This window comes from Saccharothrix espanaensis DSM 44229 (genome assembly GCF_000328705.1).
Classification (GTDB): domain Bacteria; phylum Actinomycetota; class Actinomycetes; order Mycobacteriales; family Pseudonocardiaceae; genus Actinosynnema; species Actinosynnema espanaense.
This window is the reverse complement of the sequence record NC_019673.1, coordinates 128890-145290: the sequence shown is the minus strand read 5'-3', so window position 1 is coordinate 145290 and position 16401 is coordinate 128890. Positions and strand designations below refer to the sequence as shown.

The window sequence follows — 16401 nt, the reverse complement described above, 5'->3', positions numbered from 1 at the left end:
CTACTCACCGACGCCGAGGCCCCGCAGCATGTCGCCCGCGACCTTGAAGCTGCTCAGGTCGATGACCTGCTCGGTCTCGAACTGCACGTCGAACTCGTCCTCGATGGCCGCGACCAGCGCCATGTGGCCGACCGAGTCCCACGCGTCGATGTCGCGGTACTTGAGGTTCTCCACGTCCACGTCGTCGTCCAGTTGGAGCGCGTCCACGAAGACGGTGCGGAGGCGGTCGTCAATCGACATGCTGCTCTCAATCTCTCTGCTGGATCCGCTGGGCCGCAGCCCCGGACAGTGCTGGAGCCCGGCCGGTGCCGGGAGCGCCGGTCAGTGCTGGGAGCCGCGTTCCGCCCACGCCTTGAGCAGGGCGGCCAACTCCTCCGGCAGGTCCCCCGGAACCGCGGGGTCCTTCCCGGTGAGGAAACCCGTCAGACCCGCGATCGATTCCTCGGTGCAGCCCCGGCGCTGGAGACCGACGGTGTTGACACCGGTCGTGCGGGCCGGGTTGCCGACCGTGATGGTGAACGCGCCGACCTCCTTGCGCACCGCCGAGCCCATCCCGACCATCGCGCCCGGACCGATCGTGGTGCGCTGGTGCACGACCGTGCCCAGCCCGACGTTCGCGCCCGACCACACGTGGCAGTGGCCCGCGATCTGCACCGCGCTGGTCACGATCACGCCGTCGTCCAGCCGGACGTCGTGGGCGAGGTGCGCGCGGCCCATCAGGTAGCAGTCGTCGCCGACCGCGGTGGCCTCGGTCACACCCTGGTTGACCGTGACGAACTCGCGGATCCGGTTGCGGTCGCCGATCACCACGCCGGGGCCGCCGACCTCGCCGTCCCAGCCCGCCAGGTGGTCGGCGCCCAGGTACTCGGCCGGGCCGCCGATGCTCACGTGCGGGCCGATGTAGTTGCCGTCGCCGATCCGCGCCGGCCCGGCGATCACCGTGTACGGGCCGATCACGTTGTCGTCGCCGAGCTCGACCTCCGCGCCGATGATCGCGGTCTGGTGAATGCGGTTCGCCACCTGCTCGTCCCTGCCCCGTGGATGATGTGTGTCACCCACGTCACCAGCGGTTACGCTGGGCGGGGGTCGGTGCCCCACTGTACCGGAGGGGTGCTCAGCCGACCGTGAGGACGTCCACGCCGAGGAACGGCCGCAGCGCCCGCGGGACGACCACCGAGCCGTCGGGCTGCTGGTGGTTCTCCAGGATGGCGACGATCCACCGGGTGGTGGCCAGCGTGCCGTTGAGCGTGGCGGCGATCTGCGGCTTGCCGTTCTCGTCCCGGTAGCGGACGTTGAGCCGGCGCGCCTGGAACGTGGTGCAGTTCGAGGTCGAGGTCAGCTCCCGGTACGCCTGCTGGGTCGGGATCCACGCCTCGCAGTCGAACTTGCGGGCGGCGGACGTGCCCAGGTCGCCGGCCGCGGTGTCGATCACCCGGTAGGGCACCTCGATCTTGGCCAGCATCTCCTCTTCCCAGGCCAGCAGCCGCGCGTGCTCGGCCTCGGCGTCCTCGGGCCGGACGTAGGAGAACATCTCCACCTTGTTGAACTGGTGGACCCGGATGATGCCGCGGGTGTCCTTGCCGTACGAGCCGGCCTCGCGCCGGTAGCACGACGACCAGCCCGCGTACCGGCGCTCGCCGTCGAGGATCTCGTCCGCGTGGTAGCCCGCCAGCGGCACCTCCGACGTGCCCACCAGGTACAGGTCGTCGTCGCGCAGCCGGTAGACCTCGCTCGCGTGCGCGCCCAGGAACCCGGTGCCCGCCATGATCTCCGGGCGGACCAGGGTCGGCGTGATCATCAGGGTGAACCCGGCCTTCGTCGCCTGCGCGACCGCCATGTTCAGCAGCGCCAGTTCCAGCTGCGCCAGCACCCCGGTCAGGAAGTAGAACCGCGAGCCCGACACCTTCGCGCCGCGCTCCATGTCGATGCCGCCCAGCCGGGTACCCAGGTCGAGGTGGTCCAGCGGCTCGAAGTCGAACACCCGCGGCTCGCCCACGTGCTTGAGCACCGCGAAGTCGTCCACACCGCCGGCCGGCGCGTCCGGGTGCACCACGTTCGGCACGGCCCGGTGCAGCTCGTCCAGCTCGGTCTCGGCCCGCGACTGCTCGGCCTCGGCGGCCTTGACCTCGGCGGCCAGCTCCTTGCCCTTGGCCAGCAGCGCCTCGCGCTCCTCGCCCCGGGCCCGGCCGACCTGCTTGCCGAACGCCTTCTGCTCGCCGCGCAGCGCGTCCGCGCGGGCGATCGCCGCCCGGCGCCGCTCGTCGGCGGACAGCAGCGCGTCGACCACGGCTTCGTCCTCGCCACGCGCACGCTGCGACGCGCGGACGGCTTCCGGGTTCTCGCGCAAGGCCCTGAGGTCAATCACGAGGCAGAGGGTAGTCCGTCACCCCTCGCGACCTCGCGCGGATATCACCCGGACGCGGCGAGGGCCCCGCCCGGACGTGCCGGACGGGGCCCTCGCGAGAAGCCGCAGGACTAGCTGATCGCGACCGCGACCACGAGGCCGAGCGCGACGTGCGCGCTGGCGACCACGACGCTGGCGGGCGCGAACTTGTCCGACTCGATCAGCCTGCCGATGTCCAGCCGGGTCACCCACTCCAGCAGGCGCACCGCCAGGACCTGCACGATGATGCCGACGAAGCCGAAGACCAGGGCCGAGAGCAGGCCCTCGTCCAGCTTGCCCGCCGAGCTGTAGATCGCGACGACGATGATCAGGGCCATGCTCACCAGGCCGGCCGCCGTCACGATCACCGCGTTCGGCGCGCCCGACCGGACCAGGCCGGAGAGCTTGCCGGGCGTGGTGAAGTCGATGGCGTAGAAGCCCACGACCATCAGCACCAGGCCGACCACGGCGTACAGGGCGATCGCGCCGACGCCCCGGCCGATCGCGGAGCCGAAGCCCGGGTCCAACGCGAGTTCGCTGATCACTGCCACTCCATTCATTCGACAATCCGATGCGGGACGAACGCCGCGCCATCGTCGGTCACCAGGCCGACCGTCTCGCGGATGCCGAGCCCGGCCGCCGTGTCGCCGACCACCCACGCGCCCAGCGCGGGGCGGTAGCCGTCGAACTCGGGCAGCGGGTCGAACAGCTGGTAGACGAAGCCTTCCTTGCCGTACACACCACCGGTCTGCGTCTCGTAGCCCGGTGCCACGATCTGGATGTTCGCGCCCTCCCGGCCCAGCCGGGGCTTGCGCACGTACTCGGTGAGCAGGCCCGGCTCGTCCAGGAACGCGGGCAGCAGGTTCGGGTGGCCGGGGTACATCTCCCACAGCACCGCGAGCAGCGCCTTGTTGGACAGCAGCATCTTCCACAGCGGCTCGACCCACAGCGTGCCGGGCAGGCTCTGCACCGCGAAGCGGCCGAACTGCTCGTCGACCACCCACTCCCACGGGTAGAGCTTCACGACCGTGCCCATCGGGGCCTCTTCGAGGTCGACGAACCGGTTGAGCGCCGAGTCCCAGCCGATCTCCTCGATCGCCAGGCCGACGGTGTTCATGCCCGCCTCGGCGGCCGTCTCCTGGAGGTAGGCGACCGTGACGTGGTCCTCACCCGACGGGTCCGCCCCGGACCAGGTGAAGTGCAGCTCGTTGGACGGCAGCAGGTCGCGCAGCTCGGTCCACCGCTCGACCAGCTTCTCGTGCACCGAGTTCCACTGGTCGTCGTCCGGGAAGACGTCGGTCTTCCAGTTCCACTGGACGACCGAGGCCTCCAGCAGCGACGTCGGGGTGTCGGCGTTGTACTCCAGCATCTTCGCCGGGCCGCGCCCGTCGTAGCGCAGGTCGAACCGGCCGTAGACGTGCGGGTCGCGGCGCTTCCACGACTCGGCGATCGCCGGCCACACCCACTCCTGGATGCCGAAGTCCCGGAACCGCTCGGTCAAAACGACGTTGTCGACGGCTTCGAGGCACATGCTGTGCAGCAGCTCGACATCCGCTTCGAGGGACAGGATGTCGCTCATGTCGAACACGTAGTGCGCCGACTCGTCCCAGTACGGGCGGGGGCTGCCGTCCGCGGCACGCGCGGGCGCGCCGAACACCAGCCCCTGGTCGGACACCGTGCGCTGCCAGTTCGGACGGGGCGCGGAGGTCTCCCGGCGCACTCAGCTGCCCCCGCTCTTGCTGCCGCCGGAAACGCCGAAACCGCCGCGCTGGATCGTGGTGCCGGACTTGGTGGTCACGTTCGCGCCCTTGGGCACGGTGTAGCTGCCGCCGCTGACCTTCTGGCCGACGGGCACGCTGGAACCGCCGTAGTGGTAGCGGTAGGAGCTGCCGCCGATGTAGATGAACCCACCACTGGTGTAACCGCCGTGCGACCGCGCGTAGTTGTCGTCGCAGTACTGGTCGTCGACCACGACGCCGTCCTGCGTGCACTGGGCCTCGACGTCGTCGGGGCTGGAAGCGGCGTACCAGATCGCCACCACGCCCACGACGCCGACGGCGACACCACCGCCGATCAGCAGCCGCTTGCGCAGCTTCTTCTTGCGGGCGCGCTCGGCCTCTTCGGCCAGCTCAGCCTGCTGCCGGCGCTGGATCTCCTGCGCACGGGCCCGCTGCTCGGCGACCGTGGGCGGCCGAGGCTGCGTGACACCGGGCTGCTGCTGCCGCACCTGCCCGCGCTTCTGCCCCGGCTGCCCACCAGGCTGCCCCGGCTTCCCGGACTGCGGCTTCCCGGACTGCGGCGGCCCGGACTGCGGCGGCCCGGTCGGCGGAGCAGACGGCGGCACGTACGGCGGCGGCGTGCTGCCACCCGACACGTCCGACGCACCGGGCTTCGCCGGCGATGCTCCGGACGCGGGCGCCCCGGACGTCGGCGTTCCCGACGTCGACGGGTCCGGCGCAGGTGCTCCCGGCGTGCCCGAAGCACCGGACGCGGCACTGGCCCCGTTCCGGTCGTTCCGTCCGTCGCGTCCGTCGCGCTCGTCGCGCTTGTCGTGATCGTTCCGGTCGTTCTCAGTCATCAGCCACTCACTCCCGGCGGGGACGGTACAGAGATCGGCCGCCAAATGGGTGACGAGTGTCCCAAAAGCAACACACTCCACCCGCCCGATGGGGATCGGCGTCGGCCCAGGCATCATGGAGTAGATGTCCAAAACCGCGCGGTGGTTTCGTCGAGGTGACCAGTTGGTCATGCTCGGCGCGTTCGTCGGCGCGTTCGCGCTGCTCGGGCTGAGCACGTTCACGTCGTGGCCGGTCGGTGCCGGCGGGGGTGTCCCGGGGACGACGGAGGTCGTCAACCCGGTCTACACCTCGCAGGCGGGCGACTGCCTGAACTGGACCAAGCGCACCCTGTCGGACGTGACCAAGGTCGACTGCAAGGCGCAGCACATGTTCGAGGTCACAGCTGTCGAGGACATCGGCGGGGCGTACGGGCCGCAGGCCCCGTTCCCGACCGACGAGCAGTGGCAGGAGATCAGCGAGGAGCGCTGCGTCAAGGCGTCGCTGGCCTACCTGGGCGGCAAGTTCGACCCGGCCGGGAAGTACACCGTCGGGCCGCTGAACCCCGGCGAGCGGCTGTGGCAGTCCGGGCAGCGGACGTTGCGCTGCGGCCTGCAGGTGGCGGGGCCGGCGGGCGGGCTGCTGCCGGCGTACGGGACGGCGAAGACCCAGGACCAGTCGGCGGTCTTCGACCCCGGCGTGTGCCTGGGGGTGACCGAGGCGCTCGGCGTGGGCGACCCGGTGGACTGCGCCGAGCCGCACACGTTCGAGATCGTCGGCGTGGTCACGCTGCCCGCCGGCGATTTCCCGCCGCTGGACAAGCAGGACGAGATCATGTCCGGCGAGTGCCCCCGGATCGCGGCGGAGTACAGCGGCGGCATCGACTTCCGGGCCAAGGGCCTCATCGTGACCTGGGACACCAGGGCGGAGGAGAGCTGGAAGGCGGGCTCGTTCCGGGCGAACTGCAAGGTGGGCGCGACCCCGGCCCCGGACAACAAGGGGCTGACGGCGTGGGAGAAGAGCATCAGGAACCCCAACGCCCCACCCCTGACCACCGCGAACCCACCGCAGACCACGGCCGTGCAGCAGGACGAGCCCACCGGCGCGCCGCTGCACTCGGAGTCCAAGTCGGGCTCGGCGACGAGCTCGGCGGTGACGTCGTCGTCGTCGGAGAAGACCACGACCACGACCACCACCACCACCGAACCGACGAGGTGACCCCGTGCCGGCGGAGATGTCCCGACAGAGGTTCGAAGAGCTGGTGGGCGAAGCCCTCGACCTGATCCCGCCGGAGTTCGCGACGGCGATGAACAACGTGGTCGTCCTGGTCGAAGACCGCCACCCGGAAGACCCGGGCCTGCTGGGCCTGTACCACGGGATCGCGCTCACCCGCCGGACGACGGACTACGGCGGCGTCCTACCGGACCGCGTGACGATCTACCGGGAGGCGATCCTGGACATCTGCCACACGGACGACGACGTGGTGGAAGAAGTGGCGATCACCGTGATCCACGAAATCGCCCACCACTTCGGCATCGACGACGACAAGCTCCACGAACTCGGCTGGGGCTGACCTCCCCGCCCACGCCGTGCCGGCCGTGACCCGTGTCGATTTGCAGCCCCGTCAGCTCCGCAGCCCGGTTGGCCGGGGGTTTCGGGTTGGCCGGTGCGCCTGTGTCCGTCAGCGGGTCGGGTGGGTCAGTGGATGGTGTCGACGCCGGTCCACGAGGTGCAGGTCCAGCCGTTGCCGGTGTTTTCCAGGACTACTCGGCCGGTGTTGGGGAGCAAACCTGCTTCGGCCAGGGCCGGTTGGACGTTGGTGGCCAGGGTGAGGGCTGCCATTCGCACTGCGCCGCCGTGGCTGACCAGGACGAACGTGTCGTCTGGTGCGTGGCGGGTGGCCAGTTTGTCGACCGTCGCCACGAAGCGGTCGACGACCTGGCGGCCGCTTTCGCCGCCGGGGATGGTCGCGTCGAGGTTGCCTTCGGTCCACTGGTGGACCGCGGCGAGGAAGAGTTCGAAGGCCTCCTTGTCGTGCCGGCCTTCGAGGTCGCCGCAGAAGATCTCCTGGACGCCGTCCACCACCTCGACCTCCAGGCCGAACGCGGCGGCCACCGGGGCGGCGGTCTGCTGGGCGCGCAGCGCCGTGCTGGCGTAGACCGCGACCACCCGCTCGGTCGCCAGGGACGCCGCCAGCGCGGCCGCCTGCACCTCACCGGCTTCGGTGAGCGGTGGGCCCGGTGGCAGGGTGTCCAGTGCCATCTTCAGGTTCGACGCGGTTTCGCCGTGCCTCGCCAGGATGAGTTTCACGCCCCCAGCCCTTCCCTCAGCGACGCGACCCACTCGGCCGCCGCCACGAACTCGTCGGCCGCGGGCGAGCCGCCCGGCTCGGCCCGCGCTCCCGCCTCGGCCCGCAAGACCGGCTCGGCCTTCGGGTACGAGCCGAGGAAGCGGGTGTCCGGGCAGTGCCTGCGCAGCGCGGCCAGCGCGTCGCCCACGCCGGGTTCGGCGGCGTGCCCGTCGAGGTCGATGTAGAACCGGTACTCGCCGAGCCTGCCCTTGGTGGGCCGGGACTCGATCCTGGTCAGGTTGATCCGGCGCAGCGCCAGTTCCGCCAGCAGGTCCGACAGCGCGCCGATCCGGTCGGTCGCGGTCACCACGACCGACGTCCGGTCGTGGCCGGTGGGCCGGGGCAGCGGGCCGGGGCGGCGCAGGAGCAGGAACCTGGTCTTCGCGTCGCGCACGTCCGCCACGTCGGTCGCCAGCACCTCCAGCGGGTAGTGCCGGACGGCCACCGGCGCGCTCACGGCGGCGTCGAACTCGCCCGCGAGGACCGCTCGCGCGGCGGCGGCGGTGGACGTGGTGGCGACGGCGGTCGCGGTCGGCAGGTTCTCGGCGATCCAGTGCCGCACCTGGGCGAGGGCGTGCGGGTGGCTGGCGATGGTCTTGGGCTCGCCCGCCCCCGGTCGCACGAGCACGCTGAACCGCACGTCGAGCACCGTCTCGGCGACCGCCACGAGCGGGTCGCCCTCGGTCAGCGCGTCCATGGTGGCCGGCACCGCGCCCTCGACCGAGTTCTCCACCGGCACGCACGCGGCGTCGACCTCGCCGCGCCGGGCGGCGGCCAGGGCCGCGGGCACGGTGTCGAACGGCACGAGGTCGTCGTGAGCGGGGTCGGCTGCGGAGAAGGCGCGCGCGGCCTGCTCGGTGAAGGTTCCCTGCGGTCCGAAGTAGGCGAGCACGGCGCAACGATACGAGTACCACCGCAAGTGGTCGCCGCTGAGGCGAGGATCACCCGCCCGGCGGGTGCCCGCCCCCGTTCCACCCGACCCCTGTGTCCTGGAATGCTTGCGGCTGTGTCCGCCGATACGGAGGGTGAGATCAACGCTCCGGCAGCTGTTCCCCGTCTGGTGCTCTGCGCTGTCGACGAGCCGCTCGCGACAGCGTGGTCGGGTGTCGCCGACGGCCGCGACGGGGTCGAGGTGCACCGGGGTTCGGTGCTCGACATCGTGGCCGAGGCCGTGGTGAGCCCGGCGAATTCCTCGGGTTGGATGCGCGGCGGGATCGACGCCGTGTACGCCCGCGCGTTCCCCCTGGTGGAGGCGCACGTGCGGAGCGGGATCCTGGCTCTGCACGGCGGCGAGCTGCCGGTGGGCGAGGCGTTGGTGGTGCCCACCGGCGAGACCGAGCCGGAGTGGTTGATCAGCGCGCCCACCATGCGCCGGCCCGCCGAGCACCTGCCGTCCGACACCGTGCACCCCTACCTGGCGGCGCGTGCGGTGCTGCGCCTGTGGCGGGACGGCCGGCTGGAGGACGGCCGTCCCCTGCGGGGCGTGGTGCGCACGATCGCCATGCCCGGTCTGGGCACCGGGGTGGGCGGGGTCGCGCCGGGGACGTGCGCGCGGCAGGTCGCCGCGGCGTGGGACGAGGTGTTCAGCGCGCTGTCCAGCAAGTGAACCGGTGTAGTCCAGGTCACACGGATTGTGCACAGGTCTGTGGACAACCTGCGCAGGGCCTGTGGACAACTACCGGGGAGCGATCCATCTCTCCAGGTCCAGCTCGTCGGTGATGGGGATGCCGTAGTCCCCGACCGACGGGATCTCGGGCTTGAGCCGGCGGGACTCGCGGACGGCGTCGGGCCGCAGCGCGGTGAGTCGGAACCCCCGGCGCTGGTAGAACCGCAGCGCGTCGAGGTTGTCGTTGGTGGTGGTGAGCCGGATTCGCGAGCAGCCGAGCTGCCGGGCCCGCTGGACGGCCGCGTCGACCAGGGAGCTGCCCACGCCCCGGCCGCGTCTCAGCGCGTCGATGGTGACGATCTCCATCAGGCCGTCCGACGAGGCGTAGGTCAGCAGTCCGACGACCTGTTCCTGGTGTTCCACCAGGAACCCCGGCAGGCTGGCGGGGAAGAAGACCTGGCCGTGGGCCACGGCGGTGTGCGCGCCCCACAGTTCCAGTACCAGTCGGCCGACGACGATCCGGTCGGCTTCCTCGATCACGCGTACGAGCATGCCTTGCACTGTCTTGGCGACCGCGTGCGGCCGGTACCGGCATTCGCCCTATGGTTGGTTCGTGCCCGTGCGCGTGTTGCTGGTCGACGACCACGAAGTGGTGCGCAGGGGACTGCGCGAACTGCTCGACGACGAGGACGACATCACCGTGGTCGCCGAGGCGGGCGGGGTGGACGAGGCGTTCGTCCGGGCGACCGCGACCCGGCCGGACGTGGCGGTCGTGGACGTCCGGCTGCCCGACGGGACCGGGGTCGAGCTGTGCCGGCGGCTGCGCGACGTGGGGGTGCGCTGCCTGGTGCTGACCGCGTTCGACGACGAGGAGGCGCTGGTCGGCGCGATCATGGCGGGCGCGTCGGGCTACCTGCTCAAGCAGGTGCGGGGCCAGGACCTGGTGGTGGCGGTGCGCGAGGTGGCGGCGGGCCGGTCGCTGCTGGACCCGCAGACCACGGCACGGGTGCTGGAGCGGATGCGCCGGCCGCCGGAGGTCGACGTGCTGGACGCGCTGACCGAGCAGGAGCGCCGGGTGCTGGACCTGATCGGCGAGGGCATGACGAACCGGCAGATCGCCGAGCGGCTGTTCCTGGCCGAGAAGACGGTGAAGAACTACGTCACGGCGGTGCTCGCGAAGCTCGGCATGGAGCGCCGCACCCAAGCCGCCGCCTGGGTCGCCCGCCGCTCCCGCTAGCCACCCCCGCCGGCCACCCCCGCCGCTCCCGCTGGCCGACCCCGCGCTCCACGGGGTCGGGCGGGGGTCGGGCGGCGGTCAGGCGAGGGCTGAGGGTGTCAGCGGGACGTGCCAGGTGATGGTGGTGCCGGTGCGCGGCGACGACGAGACCTCGCAGCCGCCGCCGGCCGCCAGCGCGCGCTCTTCGAGGTGTCGCAGGCCGCGCCGGGCCACGCCGCGCGGGATCCCGCAGCCGTCGTCGGCGACCCGGAGCACGAGGCGCGCGTCGGTCTCGGTGAGCCCGATCTGGACGGTGCGCGCCCCGGAGTGCCGCACCACGTTGGACAGCGCCTCGCGCAACGCCGCCCGCGCGTGGTCGGCGAGGTCGGGTGGCACCTGGCCGAGTTCGCCGTCGATGCGCACCTCGGGCTCGAAGCCCAGCAGCTCGCCGGCCGTGTGCGCCTCGGCCAGCACCGAGCCGCGCAGGTCGGCGTCGCCGGGGCGGCCGGGGTCGGCGCTGCGCAGCGCGCGGACGGTGGCCCGCACCTCGGCCATGGTCTGGTCGAGCTGGTCGACGCAGTCGGCGAGCCGCTGGGCCTCGCGGCCGTCGAGCTTGAGCCGCCGGTCGAGCAGGTCGAGCTGCACGCCGGTCGCGTACAGGCGTTGGATGATCACGTCGTGCAGGTCCCGCGCGATCCGCTCGCGCTCCTCGTAGACCGCTATCCGCTGGCGCGCGGTGAACCCCTCGGCGAGCACCACGGCGAGCCCGGCCTGCGCGGCGAACGCCGTCAGCACGTCCACGGTGTCGGTGCTGAACCGTGCCGCGCCCTTGCGCCGGTACACGGCGAGCGCGCCGATCCGCCGTTCCATGGTGCCGAACGGCGCGACCGCGAACGGCCCGTAGCCGCGCAGGGCTTTGGGCACGAACGGCGCGGTGCGCGGGTCGGTGGTGAAGTCGTCGGAGACGACGGGGACGCCGGTCCGCGCGGCGCGGGCGGCGGAGGAGCGGTCGGAGAGCACGATCCCGACCGGGTCGTCGTCGCCGGAGGACGCTTCGACGGTGAGCGTGCCGTCGGGGCCGGTCACCATCGCCAGGCCCAGGTCGGCTTCGGCGAGTTCGACGGCGCGCCGCACGACGAGCGGCAGCACGGCGTCCGGGTCGTCGCCGGCCAGCGCGGCGGTGGTGATCTCGGTCGACGCGGCGAGCACCAGGGCGGGGTCCACGGCTGTCAACGGTAGGCCCCGACCCCGATCCGCCCCCGGGACACCTCCCACACCAGGTCCGCCCGCGCCGCCTCGTCGGGCCGGTGGGTGATGTGCAGGACGGTCCGGTCCAGGCCGTCGACCAGGTCGAGCAGGTCGCGGGCGGACGCCTCGTCGAGGTGCGCGGTGGGTTCGTCGAGCAGCAGGAGGTCGGTGTCGAACAGCAGCGCCCGCGCGAGCGCCACCCGCTGGGCCTCGCCGCCGGACAGCAGCGTCGGGCCGATCTCGGTGTCCAGGTCGAGCCGGAGCCCGACGCGCGCCAGGACGTCGCGCAGGTCGTCGTCGGTGGCGGCGGGGTCGCCGATGCGCAGGTTGTCCCGGACGGACGTGGTGACCAGCATCGGCTCCTGCGGGCACCAGGCGACCCGTTCGGGCCGCCGGACGACGCCGGTCGACGCGTCCACGAACCCGAGCAGCAGCGCGAACAGCGTCGACTTGCCCGCTCCGGACGCGCCGACCACGGCCACCTTCGCCCCGCGCGGAACCCGCCCGGTCACGTCCTCCAGCACGGGCGCGGTCGCCCCCGGCCATCCGACCGTGACGTGCTCCAGCACCACGACATCGCCGTCCTCCAGCACCACGACATCACCGTCCTCCGGCTCCACGGCACCGCCGTCCTCCGGCTCCACGGCACCGCCACCGGCCTCCAGCACCACGACATCGCCGTCGGCGCGCAGACCCGCGACGTCGTCGGCCCGCGGGTCGGTCCGCTGTGGCACCAGCGGACCGACCCGCTCCGCAGCAGCCGGGACGTCCCCCACGTCCTCGGCGCGCGGAATTGTCGGTAGCTCCTGCTTGGATACGACCGGGGGGCGCTGAACCGATTGTTCAACAATCCTCCCGTACGCCTCGCGCAGCGGTCGCAGGTGCTGAGCCGCGGTGGGCAGCGTGCTCAGGACCTCCGCCAACGCCAGCGGCACGAGCCCCAGCAGCGGCACGAGCAGCGGGTCGACCCCCGAGGCCAACGCCGTGCACGCCACCACCGCGAACCCGAGCGCCAGGTGCACGACCCCCGTCGCCGCACCCGCGCCGAACGCCTGCCGGCGCGCCAGCCCGGCCAGTTCGGCGTCGTGGTCGGCCAGCGCCGCCCGCGCCCGGCGGTCCGCCCCGAACGCGATCAGGTCGGGCGCGGCGGTCAGCAGCGTCAGCACGTCCTCCGACACCCGCCGCCGGCCGCGCGCCAGCACGGTGCTCGCCCGCCGCTCCGCCAGCACCGCGACCAGCGGCGCGAGCGTGCCCCCGACGACCAGCGCCACCGCCAGCGCCAGCCCGGCCCACGGCGAGACCAGCGCGAACAGCACCACCGCCGCCGCACCCACCCCGGCCGCGACCAGCGGCGGCTGCACCACGCGCGGCACCAGGTCGCGGACGGTGTCGACGTCGTCCACCAGCCGGGTCAGCTCGGCCCGTCCCGGCCGCAGCCCCCGCCACAGCCGGACCCGCAGGTCCTCGGCGAACCGGAACGCCGCGTCGTGCGACACGAGCCGCTCCAGGTACCGCAGCACGCCCTTGGCCAGCGCGAACGTCCGGACGCCGACGACCAGCACCGACAAGGTGAGGATCGGCGGCTGGGTGGCGGCCTTGGCGATCAGGTACGCGGCGAGCGCGGTCAGGGCGACCCCGCCGGCCGAGGCGGCGACCCCCAGCGCCGCCCCGGCCAGCACCCGGGCGGTCGGCCGCGGCGTCCGGGGAACGGACGACCGGCCGACTTCGTGGTCCGTGCGCGCCGCGACCACCGCCGCGTCGTCCTGCTCGACCACCCGGTGGGTGGCCAGCAGGACCGCCGCGCCCCGGTCGGCGGCCCGCCGCACGGCGGCCATGACCCGGGCGGCGGTGGCCGGGTCGAGGTGCGCGGTGGGCTCGTCCAGCAGCAGGACGGTCGCGCCGTCGGCGACGCGGGTCAGCGCGCGGGCGATCGCGACCCGGTGCCGCTCCCCCGTCGACAGCTCGGCGATCCGGCGGTCCACCAGGTGGTCGGCGGCGACCTCGGCCAGCACGTCGAGGTCGACCCGGCCGGTGGTCAGCTCCAGCTCGTCGGCGACGGTCCGCCCGGCGAACGCGGGCCGCTGCGGCACCCAGGCGATCGCGTCCCGGTCGACCAGCACCTCCCCGCCGTCGGCCGGCACGAACCCCAGCAGCACCGAGAACAAGGTGGACTTGCCCGCGCCGCTGGGCGCGTCCAGCCGGTGCACCTCGCCCGGCCGCACGGTGAGGCTGATGCCGTCGGGCGCGAACCGGTCCCGCCGCCGCACCCTCAGGTTGCGCACCTCGATGCCGGCGACCTGGCCGTCCGCCGCGGCGGGCCTGCGCTGCCGCGACGCCACGGTCACCCGGCCCACCGTGCGCGGTCCGGCCGGCTTGCGCGGCTCGGGCACCGGCACCTCGGCCACCCGCCGGACCGCCTCCACGCCGTCCTCCGACGCGTGGTGCGCGGCGCCGGCGGCCCGCAGCGGCAGGTAGCACTCGGGTGCGAGGATCAGCACGACCAGCCCGGTGAGCAGCGTCATCTCGCCGGACACCAGCCGCAGCCCGATGCCGACCGCGATCAGCGCGACCGACAGCGACGCGACGATCTCCAGCACCAGCGCCGACAGGAACGCCACCCGCAACGTGCCCATGGTCGTCTTGCGGTACCGCTCGCCGACCGCCCGGACCGCCGCCGCCTGCGCCCGCGCCCGCCCGAACGCGCTGAGCACGGGCAGCGCCCGCACGAGTTCGGCGAGCCGGCCGGAGAGCCGTTCCAGCGCCGAGGCCGCCGCCGCGACCCGCGCCGAGGTGAACTTGCCGATCAGGATGGCGAAGACCGGGATCAGCGGCAGGGTCACCGCGATCAGCACGGCCGAGGTCGGGTCGGTGGCCAGGATCCACGCGCCCACCAGCACCGGCACGACGGCGGTCGTCACCAGCGCGGGCAGGTAGCGGGTGAAGTAGGCGTCCAGGGCGTCGAGGCCCTTGGTGGCGAGCACCGCCAGCTCGGCCGGGCCGCGGGCGACGATCCACGCGGGCCCCAGGCCCAGCGCCCGGTCCAGCACGGCCGCGCGCAGCTCTTCCTTGGCCCCGGCGGCGGCTCGTGCCGCGACGGTCTCGGTGGCCCACGCCAGCCCGGCCCGCGCGCACACCGCGAACGCCAGTGACCACAGCGACCCGCCGGCGACCAGTGCGGACGCGAGGGCGACGGCCTGCCACACCAGCGCGCCGGCCGACAGCGCGGCCAGCGCGCCGCACGAGGCCAACGCCCGGCGCGCCGACGGCGAAAGGGCCGGCAGCGCGCCGAGCGGACCCCTCCCCGGCTTCTTGGCGGAAGGGGCTCCGGGGACGTCCACGCCAACGACGGTAATCGCCGCAGGTGGAGCCGGCTCAGGTACGACGGTCCCGTCCGGCACAGGACCTAGGTCCCGCCGCCGCTGCGCCGTCCGGGCGCACCGACGTGCGGCGGGCTGCGCGGAACCGCACAACCGCCACGGCGACGGCGCGGCTTTCCCGGGCGTTCCCGCCGACAACGTGAAGGATTTTCCCTACCATCCACGCATGGGGCTGGTGGAGGTGGTCGGCGTCGGTCGCGGGCGGAACGTCGGCTGGCGACTGCTCAGCCTCGCCTTCGCGCTGGCCGGGCCGATCGTCGCGTGGTTCGGGTACGACGAGGACGGCCCGGTGTCGGCGCAGTTGGTCGTCGGCTCGCTGCTGACCCTGCTGCTGACCCCGATGGGCATCGGGATCTGGCGCGGCACGACCCGGACGCGCGCGCGGCTGCTGCGGCTGGACGAGGTGGGCCTGCCCGCGACCGCCGAGATCCTGGCCGCGCGCAGCGACGGCGGCGAGGACGAGCACGTCGAGATGCTCCTGCGGATCAGCGGACCGGACGTCCCACCGTTCAGGGCCGAGTACCGGTGCGGGATGAACCCCTCCTACGTGCGCGGTCGGCTGCTCACCGCCGTGGTCGACCCCGACGACGGGTCGTTCCTGATCCGCGAGGTGGAGGACGCCAACTTCGATCCGCCCTCCACACCGGACTAGCGGTTCACGACGTGGGCACGTGCACCCGGGGGATGTGCCGGGTGCCGATCCGCTTGCGGAACACCCAGTACGTCCAGCCCTGGTAGACCAGCACGGCCGGGGTGCCGAACGCGGCCACCCACGTCATCACGGTCAGCGTGTACGGGCTCGACGCCGTGTTCGCCACGGTCAGCGAGAACGCCGGGTCCAACGTCGACGGCAGCACGTTCGGGTAGAGCGCGCCGAACAGCGCCACCACCGCCGCCGCGACGGCGACCCCCATCAGCGCGAACGCCTGGCCCTCACGCCGCAGCGCCAGCCGGGCCAGCGCCCCGAACGCCGCCAGCGCCACCACGATCGCCGCCGCGTAGGTGCCCACCGAGCCGAACCGGATCTGCACCACCAGCAGCAGGACCACCAGCGGCAGCAGCGCGACCGGCGCGATCCGCAGCGCGAGGGCGCGGGCCCGTTCGCGCACCTCGCCCTCGGTCTTGAGCGAGAGGAACACCGCGCCGTGCACCAGCGCGTAGCCGGCGATGGCCAGCGCGCCCAGCAGGGTCTCCCAGGTGATCGCGGCGAACGGCGAGCCGACCCGGTCGCCCGCCGCGTCCAGCGGCAGGCCGAACACGGTGGCCGTCAGGACCAGGCCGACGCCCAGCGCCGCGACCCACGAGCCGGCGAAGATCACCGCGTCCCACACCCGCCGCCAGCGCGCCGAGTCGACCTTGCCGCGGTACTCGAACGCCACCCCGCGGCCGATCAGCGCGAGCAGGAACAGCACCAGCGGGAGGTAGGTCGAGCTGAACAGCGAGGCGTACCAGCCGGGGAACGCGGCGAACGTCGCGCCGCCCGCCACCAGCAGCCACACCTCGTTGCCGTCCCACACCGGGCCGATCGTGTTGATCAGCACCCGGCGCTCGGTCTCGTCGCGGCCCAGCACCGGCAGCAGCATCCCGACGCCGAAGTCGAAGCCCTCCAGGAACAGGTAGCCCAGCCACAGCAGGGCGATCACGCAGAACCAGAACGTCTCCACGG

17 protein-coding genes are annotated in these 16401 nt (G+C 73.1%); 5 read left to right on the top strand and 12 right to left on the bottom strand.

Annotated features, from left to right (window positions below; translation table 11 throughout):
* The 6 genes from BN6_RS00710 to BN6_RS45195 all read right to left on the bottom strand — a co-directional run bounded on the left by BN6_RS00710 (position 1) and on the right by BN6_RS45195 (position 4757).
* Positions 1-240 carry an acyl carrier protein gene (locus tag BN6_RS00710; RefSeq protein ID WP_015097592.1) on the bottom strand — a complete coding sequence of 80 codons (240 nt, stop codon included), beginning with the start codon at positions 238-240 and terminating at the stop codon, positions 1-3.
* Between the two features lie 81 nt (positions 241-321).
* The gene (locus BN6_RS00705) at positions 322-1020 is read right to left on the bottom strand and encodes an acyl-ACP--UDP-N-acetylglucosamine O-acyltransferase family protein (protein ID WP_015097591.1); all 699 of its coding nucleotides are present in this window, start codon (positions 1018-1020) and stop codon (positions 322-324) included.
* A gap of 94 nt (positions 1021-1114) precedes the next feature.
* Positions 1115-2365, bottom strand: coding sequence for a serine--tRNA ligase (serS, locus tag BN6_RS00700; protein ID WP_015097590.1), 1251 nt, complete (start codon positions 2363-2365; stop codon positions 1115-1117).
* A 110-nt stretch (positions 2366-2475) separates the two neighbouring features.
* Positions 2476-2928, bottom strand: coding sequence for a DUF350 domain-containing protein (locus BN6_RS00695; protein ID WP_015097589.1), 453 nt, complete (start codon positions 2926-2928; stop codon positions 2476-2478).
* 11 nt (positions 2929-2939) lie between these two features.
* Positions 2940-4103, bottom strand: coding sequence for a glutathionylspermidine synthase family protein (locus BN6_RS00690; protein WP_015097588.1), 1164 nt, complete (start codon positions 4101-4103; stop codon positions 2940-2942).
* Positions 4104-4757, bottom strand: a complete 654-nt coding sequence (locus BN6_RS45195; protein ID WP_331712621.1) for a hypothetical protein — start codon at positions 4755-4757, stop codon at positions 4104-4106.
* A gap of 328 nt (positions 4758-5085) precedes the next feature.
* Between BN6_RS45195 and BN6_RS00680 the strand changes: the two genes are divergently transcribed.
* Together BN6_RS00680 and BN6_RS00675 are read left to right on the top strand one after the other, a co-directional pair.
* Entirely contained in the window at positions 5086-6156 is a 1071-nt protein-coding gene (locus tag BN6_RS00680; RefSeq protein WP_231904923.1) for a septum formation family protein, read from the top strand.
* A gap of 4 nt (positions 6157-6160) precedes the next feature.
* Positions 6161-6511: a metallopeptidase family protein gene (locus BN6_RS00675; protein ID WP_015097585.1), complete on the top strand. Its 351-nt coding sequence runs from the start codon at positions 6161-6163 to the stop codon at positions 6509-6511.
* 125 nt (positions 6512-6636) lie between these two features.
* On the opposite strand, the gene BN6_RS00670 is transcribed toward BN6_RS00675, so the two are convergent.
* Both BN6_RS00670 and pheA read right to left on the bottom strand, forming a co-directional pair.
* Complete coding sequence (locus BN6_RS00670; RefSeq protein WP_041311543.1) at positions 6637-7248, bottom strand: histidine phosphatase family protein; 612 nt, start codon at positions 7246-7248, stop codon at positions 6637-6639.
* Positions 7245-8180, bottom strand: a complete 936-nt coding sequence (gene pheA, locus BN6_RS00665; protein WP_015097583.1) for a prephenate dehydratase — start codon at positions 8178-8180, stop codon at positions 7245-7247. The genes BN6_RS00670 and pheA overlap by 4 nt, the downstream gene beginning before the upstream one ends.
* Positions 8181-8282: 102 nt before the next feature.
* Between pheA and BN6_RS00660 the strand changes: the two genes are divergently transcribed.
* The gene (locus BN6_RS00660; RefSeq protein WP_051075408.1) at positions 8283-8894 is read left to right on the top strand and encodes a macro domain-containing protein; all 612 of its coding nucleotides are present in this window, start codon (positions 8283-8285) and stop codon (positions 8892-8894) included.
* A 69-nt stretch (positions 8895-8963) separates the two neighbouring features.
* Here BN6_RS00660 and BN6_RS00655 read toward each other — a convergent pair whose 3' ends face one another.
* On the bottom strand, positions 8964-9446 hold the full coding sequence (locus BN6_RS00655; protein ID WP_015097581.1) for a GNAT family N-acetyltransferase: 483 nt from the start codon (positions 9444-9446) through the stop codon (positions 8964-8966).
* 61 nt (positions 9447-9507) lie between these two features.
* Here BN6_RS00655 and BN6_RS00650 point away from each other — a divergent pair, with 61 nt between their 5' ends.
* Positions 9508-10131 carry a response regulator gene (locus BN6_RS00650; RefSeq protein WP_231904921.1) on the top strand — a complete coding sequence of 208 codons (624 nt, stop codon included), beginning with the start codon at positions 9508-9510 and terminating at the stop codon, positions 10129-10131.
* A 78-nt stretch (positions 10132-10209) separates the two neighbouring features.
* Here BN6_RS00650 and BN6_RS00645 read toward each other — a convergent pair whose 3' ends face one another.
* Both BN6_RS00645 and cydD read right to left on the bottom strand, forming a co-directional pair.
* Entirely contained in the window at positions 10210-11334 is a 1125-nt protein-coding gene (locus BN6_RS00645; RefSeq protein ID WP_408005274.1) for a GAF domain-containing sensor histidine kinase, read from the bottom strand.
* Between the two features lie 5 nt (positions 11335-11339).
* Positions 11340-14696, bottom strand: coding sequence for a thiol reductant ABC exporter subunit CydD (gene cydD, locus BN6_RS00640; RefSeq protein ID WP_197540230.1), 3357 nt, complete (start codon positions 14694-14696; stop codon positions 11340-11342).
* 205 nt (positions 14697-14901) lie between these two features.
* Here cydD and BN6_RS41455 point away from each other — a divergent pair, with 205 nt between their 5' ends.
* Positions 14902-15387 carry a hypothetical protein gene (locus BN6_RS41455; protein WP_051075407.1) on the top strand — a complete coding sequence of 162 codons (486 nt, stop codon included), beginning with the start codon at positions 14902-14904 and terminating at the stop codon, positions 15385-15387.
* A 4-nt stretch (positions 15388-15391) separates the two neighbouring features.
* Here the strand turns inward: BN6_RS41455 and cydB are convergent, their stop codons facing one another.
* The gene (gene cydB, locus BN6_RS00630) at positions 15392-16399 is read right to left on the bottom strand and encodes a cytochrome d ubiquinol oxidase subunit II (protein ID WP_015097576.1); all 1008 of its coding nucleotides are present in this window, start codon (positions 16397-16399) and stop codon (positions 15392-15394) included.
* Between the last annotated feature and the right edge of the window lie 2 nt (positions 16400-16401).

Coding starts and splice junctions, on each gene's coding strand:
- BN6_RS00660 (WP_051075408.1), top strand. CDS start 8,283: ATGCTTGCGGCTGTGTCCGCCGATACGGAGGGTGAGATCAACGCTCCG.
- BN6_RS00655 (WP_015097581.1), bottom strand. CDS start 9,446: ATGCTCGTACGCGTGATCGAGGAAGCCGACCGGATCGTCGTCGGCCGA.
- BN6_RS00680 (WP_231904923.1), top strand. CDS start 5,086: ATGTCCAAAACCGCGCGGTGGTTTCGTCGAGGTGACCAGTTGGTCATG.
- BN6_RS00710 (WP_015097592.1), bottom strand. CDS start 240: ATGTCGATTGACGACCGCCTCCGCACCGTCTTCGTGGACGCGCTCCAA.
- BN6_RS41455 (WP_051075407.1), top strand. CDS start 14,902: ATGGGGCTGGTGGAGGTGGTCGGCGTCGGTCGCGGGCGGAACGTCGGC.